Consider the following 19,015-nt stretch of genomic DNA (forward strand, 5'->3'; position numbering starts at 1 on the left):
GCTCGACAGAGTCGAGCGGGGAAGTTTCTGGGTGGGAGGTTCCCCCACGCGGGAGGGAGTGCAACCGCGTGAAGCTCTGTTACGCAGATCTGGCTGCGAAAAGTGGCGGCCGGCGTCGAAGCAAGGGGGAGCGACGCCGGCCAGGGAGCGCGCGCCGGGCGAATGCGCGCGCCCCAAATCAGCGTCGGAGCAAAGCCTCCACTCCTTCCGCGCCAAGGAGTTCGCGGAAGCGGCCGAGGATCTGCAACACCACGCCGAATATGGCGAGCGACATCCATCCGAAGAACACGAAGCCCCAATGCAGCGGGCCGGCGAAGCCTTCATCCATCGACCAGGAAGTGTGGCCCCATTCATTGAAACCGACATTGGGGATGGTCATGAACACGCCGACGACGAGCACCAGGAAAGCAAGCGAAAAGCCCTTCGCGAAAAAGGGAAGGCGTGTCCTTGCATAGAAGAACGCGCCTATCCCGATGATCGCGAACAGCGGATATGAAATGTAGAAGGTGATGATATTGCTTGGGGTGAAATCGGTGTCGCGCACGGCGGTCATGTGCCAGACCGCCGTCTGCTCGGAGAAGAAGCTCAGGCCCCAGAACAGCGCGAGAGCGAAAACAACCAGCCATTGGACGAGAAAGAACAGCCGGCGCGTTTCGGCGGCCGGCGTCAGCAGCGCGAAGTCCCGATCCCGCGTGCGCCAGAGATAGGCGACGAGGGCGATGACGCTGAAGAAACCCAGCACGACGGCGAACTGAAGCAGATCGGTCCAGAAAGTCTGGAATTCGGGCGAGAAGGAGTCGAGCCCCGCGGTCCATCCGAAGCGTTGCTCATAAGCGCGCAAAATCGCGACGAGCAGCGTCAGGGCGGCTACGCCGATCAATACAGGTCTTTTGTCGAGGATCGGTTCGACGCGTTGTGCGGCGCCGGCGCGATCTGCGTCAGTCATGCTCATTATTTTTGTCTCCAAATTCCGGGTGCGGTCGAAGGGCGACGTCCTTCGTGGCTCTGCGGGGGCGCGTCGAGCGCCCGGCGGCGAAGGCGTCGCCGCGTGCGAGAGGATCAAAAGCGAAAGCAGTGTCGCTTCAGCCGCGTCGCGCTAACGCGGCCCTTTCCGCAGAAATCGAACGCCTGGGGAATACATCAGGCCGGTCCGTGACGGACCAGTAGCCTCAGTGTCGATGCCGGAAAGGGATCAGGCCGCGAGGGCCGGCGGCGCCCGTGGAGACTGTGGCGCTACTTTGGGCTCCACGCGCAACAAGGGCGTGGCGACGATCGGAGCGGGCGCAGCGGCCACGCCGGGGAAGTCCAGAACGAGCGCAAACACCGCCCTGACGACAGGCGCATCGAGCGCGCCGCCATGCATTATACAGCACAGGCCGTGATGCTGGGTCTTCGCGGGCGTCTGGGGCTGTCCGTCGTCGCTCGACGTCTTTTGCGTCGCGCAGGTCACGCCGAACGTCGCGCCCTGCCCTCCGTCTGTCGCCGCGACGGCGAAGCCCGAGAAGGCGATTTGCAGCAGCAGCAGGCAGGCGACGAGCGTCGCAACGCTTCGCGCAAACACTCCCTGTTCCTGCCCGAATGGACGCACGGCCGCTATCTCCCGGTTCCAGATACAGGCTATTTGCGGCGTAGAAAGGGGTCAAGCGGCGTTGAAGCACAATTGCGCATGTGCGTCGAAACGTCGCGCGACGCTCCGTCCCGTCAAATGCGGCGATTCAGCTCCGATCGGAACATTTGCGAACACGCGGCGTTTCATTGGCAGATAGCTTGCCTTGGGAGGATACCATGGGCGACCTGTTATATTATGCGATCGTCTTCCTCGTTGTAGCGCTTGTGGCCGCATTCTTCGGATTCGGCGGCGTCGCCGGTTTTGCAATGGAAGGCGCCCGGCTTCTCTTCTGGGTAGCGTTGTTCCTTTTCGTCGTTTCCGCTGTCGTCGGAATAATCCGAAGGGCCTGACGCTCTAATGCTTTTCCCCCGACTAAGGCCGGTTGCCCTATGTGCTAACCGGCCTCTTTATCTGCCGGCACATTCTGGAGCGCGGCCAACCATGCATCCGCGCTCGAGTCGCTTGGCGCGCGCCAGTCGCCGCGCGGCGAGAGCGAACCGCCGGAACTGACTTTCGGTCCATTGGGTAACGCCGATCGCTTGAACTGGCTCGTCGCAAAAAAGCGCCGCACGAAAACTGTGAGCCAATGCTTGATCTCGGCGAGATCATAGGCGCAGCGATCCGATTGCGCGATCACGGACGGCCAAGCTCCGCTCTCAGCGTCGCGCCATGCGCGCCACGCCAGGAACGCAACTTTTGCCGGACCGAAGCCAAAGCGCGTGATGTAATAAAGATTGAAATCCTGTAGCGCGTAAGGCCCGACGAAGGCTTCCGTGCGTTGCGCGGTTTCGCCGGGAATGAGCTCAGGCGAAATCTCGGTCGCAAGGACATCCTCCAGCACGGCGACCGTCTCGGCGCCGAAACGCGCGTCGCGCGCGCACCAGCGAATGAGATGCTGGATGAGCGTTTTCGGCACGGATGCATTGACGTTGTAATGCGACATCTGATCGCCGACGCCATAGGTGCACCAGCCGAGCGCGAGTTCCGAAAGATCGCCTGTGCCGATGACGATGGCGTCGTGCTGATTGGCGAGACGGAAGAGCAGCGACGTGCGCGCGCCCGCCTGCACATTCTCATATGTCGCGTCATAGATCTCTTCGCCGCGCGCGACAGGATGGCCGATATCGGAGAGCATCTGCGTGCAGGCGGCGGAGACGTCGATCTCCTGCGCGGAGACGCCGAGCGCCTGCATGAGGCGCCACGCGTTGCTTTTCGTGCGATCCGTCGTGGCGAAGGCCGGCAAAGTATAGCCAAGTATATTCTCGCGCGGCAGGCCGAGCCTGCCCATCGCGGTCACGGCGACGAGAAGCGCATGGGTGGAGTCGAGGCCGCCCGAAACCCCGATGACGACCTTCTCCATTTTCGTCGCGCGCAGGCGCTGCTCCAGTCCATGCGACTGGATATTGAAGGCCTCGAAACACAATTCCGCGAGCCGCGTCTCGTCGTTCGGCACGAAAGGAAAGCGCGGTACGTCCCGAATGAATCCGAGATCGCGGTCGCGTGGCGCGGCGAGTTCGAATTCGACGCGGCGAAACTGCGTCGCGCCCGCTTCTGCGTCGGCGCAATCGCCGAAAGTGACCTGCCGGGCGCGTTCAGCAACGAGCCGGCCCAGATCGATGTCCGCGAGAACGAGTTGCGGCTCGTCGGAGAAGCGCGGAGCCTTGGCGAGCAACTGGCCGCACTCGTGGATCATCGCCTCGCCGTCCCAGGCGAGATCGGTCGTCGACTCGCCCTGCCCCGCCGCCGAGTAGAGATAGGCGGAAAGGCAACGCGCTGAATGAGCGGCGCAGAGGGTCTGCCGATGATCGGATTTGCCGACGATGGCGTTGGACGCGGAAAGATTCAGCAGCACTGTGGCGCCGGCGAGCGCCGCGCGCGACGAGGGGGGGATCGGAACCCAGACGTCCTCGCAGACCTCCATATGGACGACAAGATTCTCGAAGTCGCCCGCCTCCAGCAGAACATCGGAGCCAAACGGCGCAATCTGCCCCGCGACGGAAATCTCCTCGTCCGCGACGAAGGCGCCGGAGGCGAAATGGCGCCGCTCATAGAATTCGCGATAGTTCGGCAGATAGATTTTCGGCGTCACCGCCAGCACGCGGCCGCGCAATATGGCGACGGCGCAATTATAAAGCCGTCCGCGATGGCGCAGCGGGGCGCCGACGACGATCAGCGGATGCAGCGCGCGCGAGACCTCGATGAGTTCACGCAGCGCGGCTTCGACAGCGGCGAGCAGCGCGTCCTGCTGCAAAAGATCGTCGATGGCGTAGGCCGAAAGTCCGAGTTCAGGGAACAGGATGAGCGAAGCGCCGCGCTGGTCCGCCTCCCGCGCCATTTCTATCGTGCGCGCAACATTGAAGGCGGGATCGGCGACGCGCACGCGCGGACAAGCCACCGCCGCGCGTATGAAACCATGGGTGTGAATCGAGAAAAAGGGGTGGGTCATCGAGGTCCGCATCAATGGCCGGGCCTTGCGCCGGACCGAATAGCGCCGTTCTGCGCCGCGATAATGCAGAATGTAACGCGCAAAGTCACATTTGTTTTTTCTGCGAACGCGCGTGAGAACTCAGTCTTTTTTTGGCTCCGGTTGCTTAATTTCATCCTCCGGCTTGAGTATGTGCCGGGTGTCGAACACGACAGTCAGTCCCTGTTCTCCGTCACGATACATGACAACCGTAACGGAAAAATTGGGCCCCGCGGGCTCATTGGCGACGATCGGCCGCGCGGGACCCGCGCGCCAGTCCGTCAGACGAAAAAGCGTGTAGCCGCGGGCGACGGTCTCCTTCGCCGCGAGGACGAGCAGGTTCCTGATCACCGACTCGTCGGCAGGCCCCTCCGCCTCCGTCAGATTGAGGCGCACCATGTTGGGCCCGAGAGACTCGACTTTCGTCGAAAGGCAGGCTGCGAGCGCAACGCTCGCGGCCAACACGGCCATTGCCAAGGCCAATCGCTTGAAACGAATTATGACGTCACTCCCGGAACACGAACGCGCCGCGCATCCTGCGCAAATGAGGTCTCGCCGCCTCGATCGCGAGACCGTAGCCGATCAGTCGGCGAGGTCAATGATCCGGCCGGCGGCGGTCGGCGCACGGGCCGGGAAGCGGCAAACCCATGAAAAAGGGCGGGGTCTCCCCCGCCCTTCAAAACTGCGCGATGTCCGCGGCTCAACCCCAGTGCGCCAGGATCGCCAGCATCAGCAACGCGACGATGTTGGTGATCTTGATGGCCGGGTTCACGGCCGGGCCGGCGGTGTCCTTGTAGGGGTCGCCGACGGTGTCGCCCGTGACAGAGGCCTTGTGCGCCTCGGAGCCCTTCATGTGCTTCACGCCGTCCTTGTCGACGAAGCCGTCCTCGAAGGACTTCTTGGCGTTGTCCCAGGCGCCGCCGCCGGAGGTCATCGAGATCGCGACGAAGATGCCGTTGACGATCACGCCGAGCAGCAACGCGCCGACGGCCGCCAAAGCGTTGGCCTTGCCGCCGCCCAGGATCAGCACGGCGATGAACATCACGATCGGCGCAGCGACCGGCAGCAGGGACGGAACGATCATTTCCTTGATCGCCGCCTGCGTCAGCATGTCGACCGCGCGGCCGTAATCAGGACGAGCGGAGCCGTCCATGATGCCCGGCTTCTCCTTGAACTGACGACGCACTTCCTCGACGACGGAACCCGCCGCGCGGCCGACCGCCGTCATGGCGATGCCGCCGAAGAGGTAGGGGATCAGGCCGCCGAAGATCAGGCCGGCGACCACGAAGGGATTCGACAGGCTGAAGTCGATGTTCTCGAGGCCCTTGAAAAAGGACACGCCCGTTTCAGCGAAGTGCTTGATGTCGTTCGTGTAGGCCGCAAACAGCACCAGCGCGCCGAGGCCGGCGGAGCCGATGGCGTAGCCCTTGGTCACGGCCTTGGTCGTGTTGCCGACGGCGTCGAGCGCGTCGGTCGACTGGCGCACTTCCTTCGGCAGGCCGGACATTTCGGCGATGCCGCCGGCGTTATCGGTCACGGGGCCGAACGCGTCGAGCGCGACGATCATGCCGGCGAGGCCGAGCATGGTCGTGACGGCGATCGCCGTGCCGTAGAGGCCGCCGAAGTTATAGGTGAGGATGATGCCGAGCACGATCACCAGAGCCGGCGCCGCCGTCGCTTCGAGCGACACGGCGAGACCCTGAATGACGTTCGTGCCATGGCCCGTCACCGAGGCCTGCGCAATCGACACCACCGGGCGCTTGCCCGTGCCGGTGTAATATTCGGTGATGTAGACGATGGCGCCCGTCACGATCAGACCGATGAGGCCGCAGAAGAACAGGCCGATGCCGTGGATCGCCTCGCCATTCACCTTGCCGACTTCGCCGAAGCCGACGGTGAAGAGCGTCGCGAGGAAGAGGCCGGCGACCGACAGAACGCCCGCCGCGATCAGGCCCTTGTAGAGGGCGTCCATGATCGAGTCGTTCTTGAGGCCGATCTTCTCGAAATAAGGCGCGGCGATCTTGCCCCACTGCGTGTCGTCTTCGCCGAGCTTCACGAAATAGGTTCCGGCGATGGAGGTGAGGATCGAGAGGCCGCCAATCGCCAGCGGATAGAGCACCGCGCTCGCGAGGCCCGACTGGCCCGCAAAGAAGATCGACGCCAGCACCATGGTCGCGACGACCGTCACGGCGTAGGTCTCGAAGAGGTCGGCCGCCATGCCCGCGCAGTCGCCGACATTGTCGCCGACGTTGTCGGCGATTGTGGCCGGGTTGCGCGGATCATCCTCCGGAATGCCCGCCTCGACCTTGCCGACGAGGTCGGCGCCGACGTCGGCGCCCTTGGTGAAGATGCCGCCGCCGAGACGCGCGAAGATCGAGATCAGCGAGGCGCCGAAGCCCAGGGCGACCAGCGCGTCGACCACGACGCGGTCGGACGGCGTATAGCCCGCGAACCAGGTGAGAATAGCGTAGTAAACCGCGACGCCGAGGAGCGCCAGACCCGCGACGAGCAGGCCCGTGACCGCGCCGGCCTTGAAGGCGATGTCCAGTCCGCCCGCGAGCGACTTGGTCGCCGCCTGCGCCGTGCGCACATTGGCGCGGACCGACACGTTCATGCCGATATATCCGGCCGCGCCGGAGAGCGCGGCGCCGATGGCGAAGCCGAAAGCCACCGCCCAGCCAAGCAGGATGACGAGAAGCACGAAGATCACGCCGCCGACCATGCCGATGGTCTTGTACTGGCGATTGAGATAGGCCTGCGCGCCTTCAGCGACCGCGCCGGAAATTTCCTGCATCCGCTGCGAGCCTGGATCGGCCGCGAGCAGCTCCTGTGATGTCTTCACGCCGTAAACGACGGACATCAGTCCGAAGACGATGGTGAGAAAAAGGACCATATTGGCTTCGCCTTTTCGTTCTTCAGCCGGGGGACGGCCGAAACTGATCGCGCCACGTGAGGATGTTGCGCAACGGAAAAAGGAAACGCGACCGCGCCGAACGAATCGGCCGGGCGCCCGCGAATTTTCCGGGCGCTTCTTGCCAGAAACCGGGCTTCGCGGCAATGGCGGGCGGGATTTCACCCGTCAGAAATGGCTGAAAGACAATTTTCCGAAAATTACAGGTTTCTTATGGGCATCGCGCAGGATCGGGGGCGCTGTTCCGGCCGTGACCGCGCCTATGCGGGCCACCCCCTCGGGCGGGCTGAAGTCCGGGGCGGCGGTGAAGAGGATTTCATAATCATCCCCGCCAGTTATTGCAGACTCGAACAGCCCGGGCGCAAGCTCGATCGCCTCCCGCGCCGCGTCGGAGAGCGGGATCAACGGCAGATCGACCAGAGCGCTGACGCCGGACGCCCGGCACAGTTTGGCGAGATCGCCCGCGAGACCGTCGGAGACATCCATGGCGGCGCTGGCGTGTTCGCGCAGGAGCGGCGCCAGATCGAGGCGGGGCCGCGGCAGCAGATAGCGGTCCAGCAGGAAGTCGCGCGCATCAGGCGAGAGCCTCGCCGCAAGCGCCGGATCGCGCCGCAGGGCAAGGCCGAGCGCGGCGTCGCCCGTCGTCCCCGAGACGTAGATCCCGTCGCCGGCCCGCGCGCCAGTTCGGGGGACGAAACGCGGCGTCCGGCCGAGGGCGGTGATGGAGATTGTCAGCGGCCCTGGCGTCGACGCCGTGTCGCCACCGAGAAGCGGCGCGGCGTAAGTCCGCGCATCGTCCGCAAGACCTGCGGCGAAAGCCGAAAGCCATTCGTTCGTCCACTCTCCGGGGAGCGCGATCGACAGCAGGAAGCCCGCCGGCGCCGCGCCCTTGGCGGCGAGATCGGAGAGATTGACGCGAAGCGCCTTCCTCGCGACCGCGTCCGGCGGATCGTCGGCGAAGAAATGCACCCCCGCGACGAGCATGTCCGTCGTCACGACGAGCGGCTCGGCCGAGGCCGCGAGCAGAGCCGCATCATCCTTCAGGCCCAGCCCCGCGGGCCCCGCGATGGGCGCGAAGATGCGAGCGATGAGTTCGTCTTCGCTGTAGCGGTCAGCCATCGCCTCGCCCTCGCGCATCCAGACGCTCGCGCCTCGGCATGAGGGCGAGGAGGCTTAATCAACCCGAGGAGCCGCCGCTGACGGCGCCCCGAAGGACCAGTAAGCCCTTATCCCAGTTCCTCCGCCCGCTCCTCGCGCGCAATCTTGTCGAGCACCGCGTTCACCATGCCGGACTCCGTCGGCCCGAAAAAGGCGCCGGCGACGTCGACATATTCCTTGATGACCACGCGCGCCGGCACGTCCTTGCGCGCTCGCAGCTCATAGGCGCCCGCGCGCAACGCGGCGCGCATCACCGCCTCGACGCGCGACAGCGGCCAGCCGCCGGAAAGCACGCGGTCAATCTGCCGGTCGATCGCGACCTGGTCGGTCAGCACGCCCTGCAGCACGTCGCGAAAGAAGGTCACTTCCGCGGGCTTGTATTGCACGCCCTCGATCTCGCGCCCGATCCAGTGCGACTCGAATTCGGCGAAGATTTCGTTGAGGCCCTTGCCGGCGACCTCCATCTGATAAAGCGCCTGCACGATGGCGAGGCGCGCGGCGGAGCGCTGGTCGAGACTCATGCGAGGCTCCGCTTCAGACGCACCAGCGCAAGCGCGGCATGCGCCGCGTCGGCGCCCTTGTCGCCCTGTTTCGGATCGGCGCGCACAATCGCCTGTTCGTCATTTTCCACGGTCAGTATTCCATTGCCGAGCGGCAGGCGCCGCGACACCGAAAGATCGGTCAGGGCGCGCGAACTTTCATTCGCCACGATTTCGAAATGATAGGTCTCGCCCCGAATGACGCAGCCCAGCGCCACGAGACCGTCATAAGGCTGGCCCGACTTCTCCGCCGCGTCGAGCGCGATGGCCGCGGCGGCGGCTATCTCCAGCGCGCCGGGAACCTCGATCACTGTCGCTGTCGCGCCGAGGCGTTCGATCGCCGCCAGCGCGCCGTCGCGCAGTTGCGCCACGATGTCGGCGTTGAACCTTGCCGCAACAACGAGAATGCGTGCGCCGGGAACAGGCGTCGCGTCAACGTCGTCGGGTGAAAAACCTGCCATAGTGCTCAGAACTCCGAAGGCCCCCACCGCAACCCTCCCTCGCGCAGCGGGGAAAGGAGTCAGACGCGGCGCTCTGCTGACGCAGCGCCAAAGCAGATCAAGAGCGTCCCCTCTCCCGCGCGGCGGGGAGAGACAGGGAGGGGGCAGACATCCTGCGGAAATCGCTGATTTCGTGCGTCGCCTTATGTCACACTGGCGGCGCCTTGTCAGCCATTAAGGGCGCTATTGTCCACTCAGCCGGGCGGCGTAGCGCGCCATCAGATCGGCCTCGATATTCAACGCATCCCCGGCCTTGCGCGCGACGAACGTCGTCACGGCGAGCGTATGCGGAATGAGCAGAATCGAGAAGCGGTCGCCCTCGACCTCGTTAACCGTCAGCGATGCGCCGTCGAGCGCGACGGATCCTTTCTGCGCGACGAAGCGCGAAAGCTCATGCGGCGTCTCGATCCAGTAACGGGCCATGCCGTCGAAATCGTCGCGTGACATGATCCGCGCAATCCCGTCGATGTGGCCGGTGACGATATGGCCGCCGAGTTCGTCGCCGATCCTCAGCGCGCGCTCGAGATTGATGCGCGTTCCGACGGCCCATGTCCCGACGGTCGTACGCGCCAGCGTTTCGGCGGCCGCATCGACATCGAAGACAGTGCGGGCGCCCTCGCGCGCAACCGCGACCACTGTGAGACAGGTTCCCGCGCAGGCGATGGAGGCGCCGAGCGCGATTCCATCGGCGTCATAATTACAGGCGATGCGCAGGCGGCGCAGTTCGCCGCGCGGCTCGACCGCGACGATTTCGCCAATGTCGGTGACGATGCCCGTGAACATCAATCCGCCCTCGCGTAACGGGTCATCTGATCGGCGCCCAACATCCGGCTTTCGATGAGGCGATAGCGCGACACATTCTCCAGCGCCGCGCGCGCTTTCGGCGTCAGCGCCGGCCGGCCGGGGCGGCCGAGCGGCTTGACGCCCATGTGCAGAATGACCTCGTCCGCGAGGCCCGCCGTTAGCAGGCTCTCCGCCACACGCGGGCCGCCCTCGCTGAACACGCGCGTGATCCCGCGCTCCGCAAGCAGGCGCAAGGCGGCGAGCAGATCGAGCTTTCCCTCATACATCGGGACTTTCGCAACCTCGGCGCCCGTCGCATCCATAAACCTGTGGACGTCGGCGTCCGGAACATCCAGGGCGGTGATGACGAGCAGCGGGGTCTCGCGCGACGTGGAGGCGACGCGCGACCGCGGCGACAAGGCGAGTTTTTCGTCGAGAACGACGCGCAACGGCGTGACGCCTTCGAGCCCCGGCAGGCGGACGGTCATCAGCGGATCGTCCTCGCGCGCTGTTCCCGCGCCGACCATTATTGCGTCGTGAAGCGCGCGCTGAACATGCGTGAAGGCGTCGGCGATCGGCCCCGTGATGCGCAGTCGCGGATCATGCTCGGCGCCGGCGGCGTAACCGTCCGGGGTCTGCGCGAGTTTGAGAGTCACCATCGGGCGATGTTTCGTGACGCGCAGGATATGGCCGAGATGGTCGGCGCGGGCCGCCGCAGCCTCCGGCCCGATGAAGACGTCGATCCCGGCGTCGCGAAGAATCTGATGCCCCCTGCCCGCGACGCGCGGATCGGGGTCTTCCATTGCAGTGACGACGCGCGCGATTCCCGACGCGATGATCGCGTCGACGCAGGGCGGCGTCGAGCCGTGATGCGAACAGGGCTCGAGCGTCACGTAAAGCGTGGCGCCGCGCGCCGCCTCACCCGCCGCCGCCAGCGCGATTGCTTCGGCATGCGGGCGTCCGCCCTTCGCCGTCCAGCCGCGCGCGATGATTATCCCGTCGCGCACGACGAGCGCGCCGACCGCCGGATTGGGCGCGGTGCGGCCCATGTTCCGCCGCCCGAGCGCCAGCGCTGCGGCCATGAAGGCCTCGTCGGTCGCCACACTGGGAATCGGCTCGTGAATGGTCATGCGTTTTCCGGGTCGTCGGCGCGTTCCGGTAGCGCCTCGCTTTCGCCGCCGCTCTCCAGTTCGTCGATGATCGCGTTGAAGTCGCGCGCTTCACGGAAATCCCGATAAACGGAGGCGAAGCGCACATAGGCCACAGCATCCAGCGAACGCAAGCCTTCAATAATCAATTCGCCGATGCGCTGGCTCTCGACCTCCGCCTCGCCGAGGCTTTCCAATTGGCGCACGACGCCAGAGATCATCTGTTCGACGCGCTCGGGCTCCACCGGCCGTTTGCGCAGCGCGATCTCGACCGAGCGCGTGAGCTTGTCGCGGTCGAAAGGCGCGCGTCTTCCGGATTTCTTGACGACGATGATTTCGCGCAATTGCACGCGCTCGAAGGTCGTGAAGCGGCCGCCGCAGGTGGGGCAAACGCGTCGCCGGCGGATGCAGGAGGAATCCTCGGCCGGACGAGAGTCCTTCACTTGCGTGTCGAAGGAGCCGCAATAGGGACAGCGCATCAAAACCCTCGGCGCTCACTCACCCTCCACCGGAGGGAAAGGGTCGAACGGCCAGCCTATCGGGATCGGGTGACGGCCCGAACGCTTGCCGGATTTGCCTAAAGCAGAAGGCGCAGGGACCGGGGCGCGTCCCAACATTCTGGAAGCGCCCCACCCCGCGCCTTCGGCGCGACCCTCCCCATTGCGGGGAGGGCGTAAAATAGTCCCGACTTACGGATAGATCGGGAACTTCGCGGTCAACGCGTGAACCTTTTCCTTCACCGCCGCTTCGGTCGCCGAATTGCCCTCTTCGCCCTTCGACGACAGGCCGTCCAGCACCTCGACGATCAGCTTGCCGACCTCGGTGAACTCCGACTGACCGAAGCCGCGCGAGGTCGCCGCCGGCGTGCCGAGACGGATGCCGGAGGTGACGAAGGGCTTCTCCGGATCAAAGGGGATGCCGTTCTTGTTGCAGGTGATGTGGGCGCGGCCGAGCGCGGCTTCCGCCGCCTTGCCGGTGATCTTCTTCGGGCGAAGATCGACCAGCATCAGATGGTTCTCGGTGCCGCCGGAGACGATCGCGAGACCGGCGTCGACGAGGGTCTTGGCCAGCGTCTGGGCGTTGTCCTTGACGCGCTGCTGATAGGCCTTGAACTCGGGCGTCAGCGCCTCGCCGAAGGCGACCGCCTTCGCCGCGATGACATGCATGAGCGGACCACCCTGCAGGCCGGGGAAGATCGCCGAATTGATCTTCTTGGCGATGTCTTCGTCGTTGGTCAGCACCATGCCGCCGCGCGGGCCACGCAGCGTCTTGTGCGTCGTCGTGGTGACGACATGCGCGTGCGGGAACGGCGACGGATGCAGGCCCGCCGCGACGAGGCCGGCGAAGTGGGCCATGTCGACCATGAAATAGGCGCCGACTTCATCGGCGATCTTGCGGAACGCCTCGAAGTCCCAGATGCGGGAATAGCCCGAACCGCCGGCGATGATGAGCTTCGGCTTATGCTCACGGGCAAGCGCGGCGACCTGCTCCATGTCGATGCGCTGGTCGTCCTTGCGGACGGTGTAGCTGACGGGCTTGAACCAGCGGCCCGACAGGTTCACGGGCGAGCCGTGGGTGAGATGGCCGCCGGCGGCGAGATCGAGGCCCATGAATGTGTCGCCCGGCTGCAGCAGCGCGAGAAACACGCCCTGGTTGGCCTGCGAGCCCGAATTCGGCTGCACATTCGCGAAACCGCAGTTGAAGAGCTTCTTGGCGCGGTCGATCGCGAGATTCTCGGCGATGTCGACATACTGGCAGCCGCCGTAATAGCGCTTGCCGGGATAGCCCTCGGCGTATTTGTTGGTCAGGACCGAGCCCTGAGCTTCCATCACCGCCTTGGAGACGATGTTCTCCGACGCGATCAGTTCGATCTCATGGCGCTGACGGCCGAGTTCGAGGTCGATCGCCTTGGCGAGTTCCGGGTCGGACTGCGCAAGGGAGGTGGTGAAAAATCCGGACTGGCTCATGGGTTTCCTCTAGCCTAAGGGCGCGAAAAATAAGCGAAAAAGACGGCTCCCCCGGTCCCTGTCGGCGAATCCGGCCTTCCTGACGCGCGTAGTTGAGGCGTTCGCCTTATCACGGCGCGGGCGGGACGGGAAGAGTGGCGGATTGGCGCGGCCTACTCCGTGCGTTCGAACCCCACCAATGTTCAAAGCAACACACGTTTCGGCTTCGGCTGATACAGCCGTCGGCGAACGGCCGGCTTTAGAGCATTCTTCAAATCTTTATTTATAATACTCAAATCGAACCATTCGGGGTCAAAATAGCCTCCACACCACTTTTTGAGTTCACAGTGTCGCGGGTGGCTGGACTCGGCGAGAGCGCAAAGGAAATCTTGATAGCCTTGTATACCCCCGACATCTTCGGGCGGCCGCGCTCTTGCGCCTTCGATACAAGTGGCATTTGGCAAAAAAACGCCTGCTGGAAATATCTTCTCAATTTCTACGAGATGCTCCCAACGATCACCGAAGTCATATCTATATAAGAACGATACAGCAGCGAATGGGTCGAAATCCTGCAATCGGACAGTCTTCTCATCGAAGTTTTGCATTTCAGCTGAGTCTAGAAGACCATCCAAGGACTTTATATCGGTAAAAATTAGCCCACCAATATTGAATTCGTGTAAGTGGTAATTCCACCAATTGAAAGCTGCTTGAATCGCAAGGTGCAGCTGCTCAAGATTCCAAGAAAGTGGAATGACTACTCGTCTCCAAATGGCAGGGTAAATTCCGAGAAGCTCGATTCTGAGTTGAACCATATTAGGTTTGTTAAACGGCATTGCCTGACCCGCGGCTGCACTTAAGAAACGAACATGAAATCAAAGGGTCTCTGATTCGGTTCGGATGGTCCAGTGACCATATTAACGCGCAGCCTCCAATTCACCGTTGCGCATCTCCCGTAAATTGTCGACGACCGACGCCGGCGCCCGCTCCGGCGCGCCCGCGTCGAACGGCGGCTGCGGATCATATTCCACCGCAAGCTGCAACATCTTCGCATGGTCCTCGCCGCGCAGGATCGCCGCGAGCGTCAGGCCGAAATCCAGCCCCGCGGTCGCGCCCCCGCCGGTGATGCGGTTGCGGTCGATCACGACGCGCTCCGTCACCAGCTCCGCGCCGAAAAGCGGCAGCAGGTCGCGCACCATCCAGTAGCTTGTCGCCTTGTACCCATTGAGTAGCCCGGCCGCGCCGAGCAGCAGCGAGCCCGTGCAGACGCTCGTGACATATCTCGCCCGGGAACCGCGGTCGGCGAGAAAATCGAGCACGGCGCGGTCCTGCATCGCCGGGATCGTGCCCTTGAGGCCGCCGGGGACGAAGAGGATGTCGAGGTCTCTCGGGCAGCTCTCGAAATCGTGCCGCGCGAAATAGGAGACGCCAAGGTCGCTGACGACGGGCGCCCGGTCTTTCCAGACGAGAAAGACATTAGCGTCCCCGAGGCGTTGCATGAAGGTCAGCGGCCCGACGAGGTCCACGTCGAACATCATCGGATAGATGAGCATTCCGATCTGCTGCATGTCATGCTCCGCTCGAGGCCGCGACCGAGGCGCCGTTTTTCGCCATCGGCGGTGCCCTCGCCGCGTCCGCCTGCATGTGCCGCGCTCCGACGATCATGCCGCCTTCTTCTGATAGTCCTTTACATCCGAGAATTTTATCGCCGGATTGCGCTCGGCGTCATAGTTGAGCTGGAACGCCGACGAGCTCATGAACACCGGCGCGCCGTCAAGATCGTCGGCGATGCTGGAGCCGTTCGAGTCGACGAAGCTCTTCAGCTTCACGGGGTCGTCCGAAGTGATCCAGCGGCAGATCGTGAAGCGGGACTGCTCGTAGCGCGTCTGCAGCCCATATTCGGCTTCGAGCCGCGTCGCCAGAACGTCGAGCTGCAGCGCGCCGACGACGCCGACGATGGAGCCCGAGCCGTCATGCGGCGTGAAGACCTGCACGACGCCCTCCTCCGCCAATTGCTGCAGGGCTTCGCGCAATTTCTTGGCCTTCATCGCGTCCGAAATGAGAATGCGGCGCAGGATTTCCGGCGCGAAGCTCGGCACGCCGCGGAAGACAATGTCCTCGCCCTCGGTGAGCGTGTCGCCGATGCGCAATTGGCCGTGGTTCGGCAGGCCGACGACGTCGCCCGCAAAGGCTTCGTCCGCGATGGAGCGGTCGCGCGCGAAGAAAAACTGCGGCGCGTTGATGGGAATGTTCTTGCCCGTGCGGATCAGCTTCGCCTTCATCCCGCGCGTGAGCTTGCCCGAGCACACGCGCATGAAGGCGATGCGGTCGCGGTGGTTGGGGTCCATGTTCGCCTGAATCTTGAAGACGAAGCCGGTCATCTTTGGCTCTTTCGCTTCCACCACGCGCTTATCCGCCTCCTGCGCGCGCGGGCTCGGCGCATATTCGGCCATGGCGTCGATGAGGTCGCGCACGCCGAAATTGCGCAGCGCGCTGCCGAAGAAGACGGGCGTGAGATGCCCCTCGCGGAAGGCGGCGAGATCGAAGGGCTTCGAGCCCTCCGCCGCCAGCATCGCCTCCTCGCGCCAGGCGTCGGCGGCGCCGGGGGGCAGCAGCGAGTCGAAGATCGGATCGTCGAGGCCGCTCGTCTGCGTGAGTTCGTCGTCCTTGTCGATCTTCCGGATCGTCTTCGTCGCGAAGCGGTAGGTGCCTGCGAAATTCTTGCCGCCGCCGATGGGCCAGGTGATCGGCGTCGCGTCGAGCGCCAGCGTCTTCTCGATTTCGTCGAGAAGCTCGAACGGATCGCGGCCTTCGCGATCGAGCTTGTTGATGAAGGTGACGATCGGGATGTCGCGCAGGCGGCAGACCTCGAAGAGCTTGCGCGTGCGCGCCTCGATGCCCTTCGCGGCGTCGATCACCATCACCGCCGCGTCGACGGCGGAGAGCGTGCGATAGGTGTCTTCCGAGAAGTCTTCGTGGCCCGGCGTGTCGAGCAGGTTGAAGACGCAGTCGGCGTATTCGAACGTCATCACCGAGGTGACGACCGAAATGCCGCGCTCGCGCTCGATGTTCATCCAGTCCGAGCGCGTCTGCTGGGCGTTGCGCTTCGCCTTCACCGCGCCGGCGAGCTGGATAGCGCCGCCGAAGAGCAGCAGCTTCTCGGTGAGCGTGGTCTTGCCGGCGTCGGGGTGCGAGATGATCGCAAAAGTGCGGCGCCGCGAAACGGGGTCGCGGGTGATGGGGTTGGTCATTGTGCTCGGTTCAGGCGAAATGGTCAGGCGCCCGGCTTAACGGCTAGCGCCCCCGCCTGCAACGATTTACGCAAAATCCTCCGCCAGCGCCGCCCGGGTCGCCTCGGACAGCACGGCCATATGGCTGTAATTCGGGTGCGTCAGGCCGAGGATCACCCTTGTATTTGGCTCGCGGAAGGCCGCGACCTGCGCGTCCGTGAAGGGGAAATGCACGAATTGCACGGAGCTGGCCTTGCCCTCGGCAGTGGTGCGGTCCTGATCTTCTTCAGCCCTCGCGGCGACGCGCTCGCCGCCGACCTCGATGAAGGCGGTTTCCTCGACGCCGCCGAGGCCGGAAAGCACGCGGGCGCGGCGCAGCGGGTCGTCGATCTCGATCATGAAGGTTGCGACGAGTTCTCGCCCCTTGGGGATGAGCGGATTATAGGCCGCGAGTTCGTCGGCGATCTGCGCGGGCCCGCCCTTCTCTATGTGCAGCATCTCCTGCACCTGCAGCCACATCGTGTCGAAACTCTCGAAATAGAAGGTCACGAAGGGCCCGACCTCGACGCGACGATTCCGCTTGATTGCGGTTATGCGGCGGCGATGCTCCGCGCGGTCTTTCGCGTATTCCGCCCAAGGCAGGATGTCGGATGGTGTGAGTTCGTGACGGTTCGTCATCTTGTTGGTGCTCCTGAACCTGAGCCCTCATGCTGAGGCGTGGCGATCTATCGCCGCGTCTCGAAGCACGGGGGCGAGGCCACATCTGCGATCCGCTTTTTCCTCGTCCTTCGAGACGGCCGCGCGGCCTACTCAGGACGAGGAAAGCCAATCCCGCCGGGTTACTCGCTCCCGACCCCATAGGCCCGCGCCATCAGCACGATCGGGTGCGAGATACGCTCGGGCTTCGGAGCGTCGCCGCCGAGCGCGCCGATCCCCTGCTCGATATGTATGCCGGCGAGCGGACATTCCGAGACGACATGTTTCTTTCCGGCCGTATTCAGCTGGCGCGCGGCGGGCTTGCCGACTTTCATGGCGATTTCGAAATTGCCCTTCTTGTATCCCCAGGCGCCGCCGTGACCCGAGCAACGCTCGACCACCGCGACATCCGCCTGCGGAATGAGATTGAGCAGCTCCGCGCCTTTCTGGCCGATGTTCTGCGCGCGGGAATGGCAGGACACGTGGAAGGCGACGCCGCCCTCGACGGGAGTCATGCCTTCGGCAAGGCCCTCTTTCCTGGCGATGTCGACGATATATTCTGAAAGGTCGAACGTCGCCTTGGAGAGCTTCTTCACGCTCTCGTCATTGGGCAGGATGAGCGGCCACTCGAATTTCAGCATCAGCGCGCATGACGGCACCGGCGCGACAATGTCGTAACCCTCGTCGATGTAGGGCGCGAAAGCGGCGGCGACCTTGCGCGCGGCGTCGGCGACCTCGCCGATCAGACCCTGTTCGAGCTTCGGCATGCCGCAACAATGCGGGTGGACGACCTTGGTCTCGACGCCGTTCTTCGCGAGAACGTGCAGGGCCGCCATGCCGATCGAGGTGTCGTTGTAGTCGCCGTAACAGGTGGCGTAGAGCACGACCTTGCGGGCCTTCGCCGGCCCGCTCTCGTTGCGCGCGGGCGGATTGGCGGCGGCTTTGGCCTCCAGCGTATGGCTGGCGTATTTCGGCAGTTCGGCGTTGCGGTCCAGGCCGGCGATTTTCTCCTCCAGCCCGCGCATGGTCGTGTTCTCACGACGCGTCGCCCAGTTGGCGGCGCCGGCGATCAGCGTCGCCCATTTGCCGTTACGGTCGGTCTCGGCCAGCGCGCGATCGGCGGCGCCGATCCCGTGCTTTTTCGCCTCGACGGCGCGATAGCGCAGCATCAGATGCGGGAAGTCGAGATTGAATTCATGCGGCGGGACGTAGGGGCACTTCGTCATGAAGCACATGTCGCACAGCGTGCAGGCGTCCACGACCTGTTTGAAGTCGGCGCTCGCCACCGTATCGAGTTCGCCGCTTTTCGACTCGTCGACGAGATCGAAAAGACGCGGAAACGAATCGCAGAGATTGAAGCAGCGGCGGCACCCGTGACAGATGTCGAGAACGCGCCGCATTTCGGCGTCGAGCTTCGCCTCGTCGTAAAAATCAGGGTTTTCCCAATCCAGCGGATGCCGGGTCGGGGCCTCGAGACTGCCTTCTCTCATGATGTTCCTGCCTGGCGGGCGTCAGCCGTCATTGCGAGGTGAAGCGGCGGCGGTCGAAGGGCTCCGTCATAAGTCCCGATCGCCCCGGCCTCCCTCGCAATGACGAAAGTCGGTTACTTCAGCTCGTCGAGCGCGCGCTGGAAGCGGCCGGCGTGCGAACGCTCGGCCTTGGCCAGCGTCTCGAACCAGTCGGCGATCTCGTCGAAGCCCTCTTCGCGGGCCGAACGCGCCATGCCGGGATACATGTCGGTGTATTCGTGGGTCTCGCCGGCGACGGCGGCCTTGAGGTTGTCGGCGGTCTTGCCGATCGGCAGGCCCGTGGCGGGGTCGCCAACGCCCTCGAGGAACTCGAGATGGCCGTGGGCGTGGCCGGTCTCGCCTTCCGCGGTGGAGCGGAACACGGCGGCGACGTCGTTGTAGCCCTCGACGTCGGCCTTCTGAGCGAAATAAAGATAGCGGCGATTGGCCTGCGATTCGCCGGCGAAAGCCGCCTTGAGATTCGCTTCGGTCTTGCTGCCCTTGAGCGTAGCCATTGTTGCCTCCA

At 64.3% G+C, this 19,015-nt stretch carries 19 protein-coding genes; 1 reads left to right on the forward strand and 18 read right to left on the reverse strand.

Annotated features, from left to right (window positions below):
• Window positions 1-178: 178 nt before the first annotated feature.
• Together LG047_RS03085 and LG047_RS03090 are read right to left on the reverse strand one after the other, a co-directional pair.
• Complete coding sequence (locus LG047_RS03085) at window positions 179-952, reverse strand: methane monooxygenase/ammonia monooxygenase subunit C (RefSeq protein ID WP_227965309.1); 774 nt, start codon at window positions 950-952, stop codon at window positions 179-181.
• 240 nt (window positions 953-1,192) lie between these two features.
• A complete protein-coding gene (locus LG047_RS03090) occupies window positions 1,193-1,588 on the reverse strand; it encodes a DUF2946 family protein (RefSeq protein WP_227965311.1) in 396 nt (131 codons plus the stop codon).
• Between the two features lie 197 nt (window positions 1,589-1,785).
• Here LG047_RS03090 and LG047_RS03095 point away from each other — a divergent pair, with 197 nt between their 5' ends.
• Window positions 1,786-1,959, forward strand: a complete 174-nt coding sequence (locus LG047_RS03095) for a DUF1328 family protein (RefSeq protein ID WP_036287350.1) — start codon at window positions 1,786-1,788, stop codon at window positions 1,957-1,959.
• 44 nt (window positions 1,960-2,003) lie between these two features.
• Here LG047_RS03095 and LG047_RS03100 read toward each other — a convergent pair whose 3' ends face one another.
• From LG047_RS03100 to LG047_RS03175, 16 genes are all read right to left on the reverse strand, one after another.
• Window positions 2,004-4,055: an NAD(+) synthase gene (locus tag LG047_RS03100; protein WP_227965313.1), complete on the reverse strand. Its 2,052-nt coding sequence runs from the start codon at window positions 4,053-4,055 to the stop codon at window positions 2,004-2,006.
• 120 nt (window positions 4,056-4,175) lie between these two features.
• Window positions 4,176-4,544 carry a hypothetical protein gene (locus LG047_RS03105; protein ID WP_227965315.1) on the reverse strand — a complete coding sequence of 123 codons (369 nt, stop codon included), beginning with the start codon at window positions 4,542-4,544 and terminating at the stop codon, window positions 4,176-4,178.
• 229 nt (window positions 4,545-4,773) lie between these two features.
• Window positions 4,774-6,966: a sodium-translocating pyrophosphatase gene (locus LG047_RS03110; protein WP_036287353.1), complete on the reverse strand. Its 2,193-nt coding sequence runs from the start codon at window positions 6,964-6,966 to the stop codon at window positions 4,774-4,776.
• A gap of 186 nt (window positions 6,967-7,152) precedes the next feature.
• Complete coding sequence (thiL, locus tag LG047_RS03115) at window positions 7,153-8,103, reverse strand: thiamine-phosphate kinase (protein WP_227968416.1); 951 nt, start codon at window positions 8,101-8,103, stop codon at window positions 7,153-7,155.
• Between the two features lie 107 nt (window positions 8,104-8,210).
• Entirely contained in the window at window positions 8,211-8,663 is a 453-nt protein-coding gene (gene nusB, locus LG047_RS03120; RefSeq protein ID WP_036282124.1) for a transcription antitermination factor NusB, read from the reverse strand.
• Window positions 8,660-9,142 carry a 6,7-dimethyl-8-ribityllumazine synthase gene (gene ribH, locus LG047_RS03125; protein ID WP_227965317.1) on the reverse strand — a complete coding sequence of 161 codons (483 nt, stop codon included), beginning with the start codon at window positions 9,140-9,142 and terminating at the stop codon, window positions 8,660-8,662. The genes nusB and ribH overlap by 4 nt, the downstream gene beginning before the upstream one ends.
• A 222-nt stretch (window positions 9,143-9,364) precedes the next feature.
• Entirely contained in the window at window positions 9,365-9,964 is a 600-nt protein-coding gene (locus tag LG047_RS03130; RefSeq protein ID WP_227965319.1) for a riboflavin synthase, read from the reverse strand.
• Window positions 9,964-11,094 carry a bifunctional diaminohydroxyphosphoribosylaminopyrimidine deaminase/5-amino-6-(5-phosphoribosylamino)uracil reductase RibD gene (ribD, locus tag LG047_RS03135; protein ID WP_227965321.1) on the reverse strand — a complete coding sequence of 377 codons (1,131 nt, stop codon included), beginning with the start codon at window positions 11,092-11,094 and terminating at the stop codon, window positions 9,964-9,966. Before ribD ends, LG047_RS03130 begins: the two co-directional genes overlap by 1 nt.
• Complete coding sequence (gene nrdR / locus LG047_RS03140; RefSeq protein ID WP_227965323.1) at window positions 11,091-11,591, reverse strand: transcriptional regulator NrdR; 501 nt, start codon at window positions 11,589-11,591, stop codon at window positions 11,091-11,093. Before nrdR ends, ribD begins: the two co-directional genes overlap by 4 nt.
• A gap of 210 nt (window positions 11,592-11,801) precedes the next feature.
• Window positions 11,802-13,079: a serine hydroxymethyltransferase gene (glyA, locus tag LG047_RS03145; RefSeq protein WP_227965324.1), complete on the reverse strand. Its 1,278-nt coding sequence runs from the start codon at window positions 13,077-13,079 to the stop codon at window positions 11,802-11,804.
• A 182-nt stretch (window positions 13,080-13,261) separates the two neighbouring features.
• Entirely contained in the window at window positions 13,262-13,891 is a 630-nt protein-coding gene (locus LG047_RS03150; RefSeq protein ID WP_227965326.1) for a plasmid pRiA4b ORF-3 family protein, read from the reverse strand.
• 81 nt (window positions 13,892-13,972) lie between these two features.
• Entirely contained in the window at window positions 13,973-14,623 is a 651-nt protein-coding gene (locus LG047_RS03155) for a DJ-1/PfpI family protein (protein ID WP_227965328.1), read from the reverse strand.
• A gap of 93 nt (window positions 14,624-14,716) precedes the next feature.
• Window positions 14,717-16,306: a peptide chain release factor 3 gene (locus LG047_RS03160; protein ID WP_227965331.1), complete on the reverse strand. Its 1,590-nt coding sequence runs from the start codon at window positions 16,304-16,306 to the stop codon at window positions 14,717-14,719.
• 66 nt (window positions 16,307-16,372) lie between these two features.
• Entirely contained in the window at window positions 16,373-16,963 is a 591-nt protein-coding gene (locus tag LG047_RS03165) for a DUF3501 family protein (protein ID WP_227965333.1), read from the reverse strand.
• 161 nt (window positions 16,964-17,124) lie between these two features.
• Window positions 17,125-18,471, reverse strand: coding sequence for a heterodisulfide reductase-related iron-sulfur binding cluster (locus LG047_RS03170; RefSeq protein WP_227965334.1), 1,347 nt, complete (start codon window positions 18,469-18,471; stop codon window positions 17,125-17,127).
• 113 nt (window positions 18,472-18,584) lie between these two features.
• The gene (locus LG047_RS03175) at window positions 18,585-19,004 is read right to left on the reverse strand and encodes a rubrerythrin family protein (protein ID WP_036282154.1); all 420 of its coding nucleotides are present in this window, start codon (window positions 19,002-19,004) and stop codon (window positions 18,585-18,587) included.
• Window positions 19,005-19,015: the final 11 nt, after the last annotated feature.

Source organism: Methylocystis sp. WRRC1, assembly GCF_020733155.1.
GTDB lineage: Bacteria > Pseudomonadota > Alphaproteobacteria > Rhizobiales > Beijerinckiaceae > Methylocystis.

Coding starts and splice junctions, on each gene's coding strand:
- LG047_RS03110 (WP_036287353.1), bottom strand. CDS start 6,966: ATGGTCCTTTTTCTCACCATCGTCTTCGGACTGATGTCCGTCGTTTAC.
- LG047_RS03170 (WP_227965334.1), bottom strand. CDS start 18,471: ATGAGAGAAGGCAGTCTCGAGGCCCCGACCCGGCATCCGCTGGATTGG.
- glyA (WP_227965324.1), bottom strand. CDS start 13,079: ATGAGCCAGTCCGGATTTTTCACCACCTCCCTTGCGCAGTCCGACCCG.
- LG047_RS03155 (WP_227965328.1), bottom strand. CDS start 14,623: ATGCAGCAGATCGGAATGCTCATCTATCCGATGATGTTCGACGTGGAC.
- ribH (WP_227965317.1), bottom strand. CDS start 9,142: ATGGCAGGTTTTTCACCCGACGACGTTGACGCGACGCCTGTTCCCGGC.
- LG047_RS03085 (WP_227965309.1), bottom strand. CDS start 952: ATGAGCATGACTGACGCAGATCGCGCCGGCGCCGCACAACGCGTCGAA.
- LG047_RS03105 (WP_227965315.1), bottom strand. CDS start 4,544: ATGGCCGTGTTGGCCGCGAGCGTTGCGCTCGCAGCCTGCCTTTCGACG.
- LG047_RS03150 (WP_227965326.1), bottom strand. CDS start 13,891: ATGCCGTTTAACAAACCTAATATGGTTCAACTCAGAATCGAGCTTCTC.
- nusB (WP_036282124.1), bottom strand. CDS start 8,663: ATGAGTCTCGACCAGCGCTCCGCCGCGCGCCTCGCCATCGTGCAGGCG.
- LG047_RS03175 (WP_036282154.1), bottom strand. CDS start 19,004: ATGGCTACGCTCAAGGGCAGCAAGACCGAAGCGAATCTCAAGGCGGCT.
- LG047_RS03130 (WP_227965319.1), bottom strand. CDS start 9,964: ATGTTCACGGGCATCGTCACCGACATTGGCGAAATCGTCGCGGTCGAG.
- LG047_RS03100 (WP_227965313.1), bottom strand. CDS start 4,055: ATGACCCACCCCTTTTTCTCGATTCACACCCATGGTTTCATACGCGCG.
- thiL (WP_227968416.1), bottom strand. CDS start 8,103: ATGGCTGACCGCTACAGCGAAGACGAACTCATCGCTCGCATCTTCGCG.
- ribD (WP_227965321.1), bottom strand. CDS start 11,094: ATGACCATTCACGAGCCGATTCCCAGTGTGGCGACCGACGAGGCCTTC.
- LG047_RS03165 (WP_227965333.1), bottom strand. CDS start 16,963: ATGACGAACCGTCACGAACTCACACCATCCGACATCCTGCCTTGGGCG.
- LG047_RS03160 (WP_227965331.1), bottom strand. CDS start 16,306: ATGACCAACCCCATCACCCGCGACCCCGTTTCGCGGCGCCGCACTTTT.
- nrdR (WP_227965323.1), bottom strand. CDS start 11,591: ATGCGCTGTCCCTATTGCGGCTCCTTCGACACGCAAGTGAAGGACTCT.
- LG047_RS03095 (WP_036287350.1), top strand. CDS start 1,786: ATGGGCGACCTGTTATATTATGCGATCGTCTTCCTCGTTGTAGCGCTT.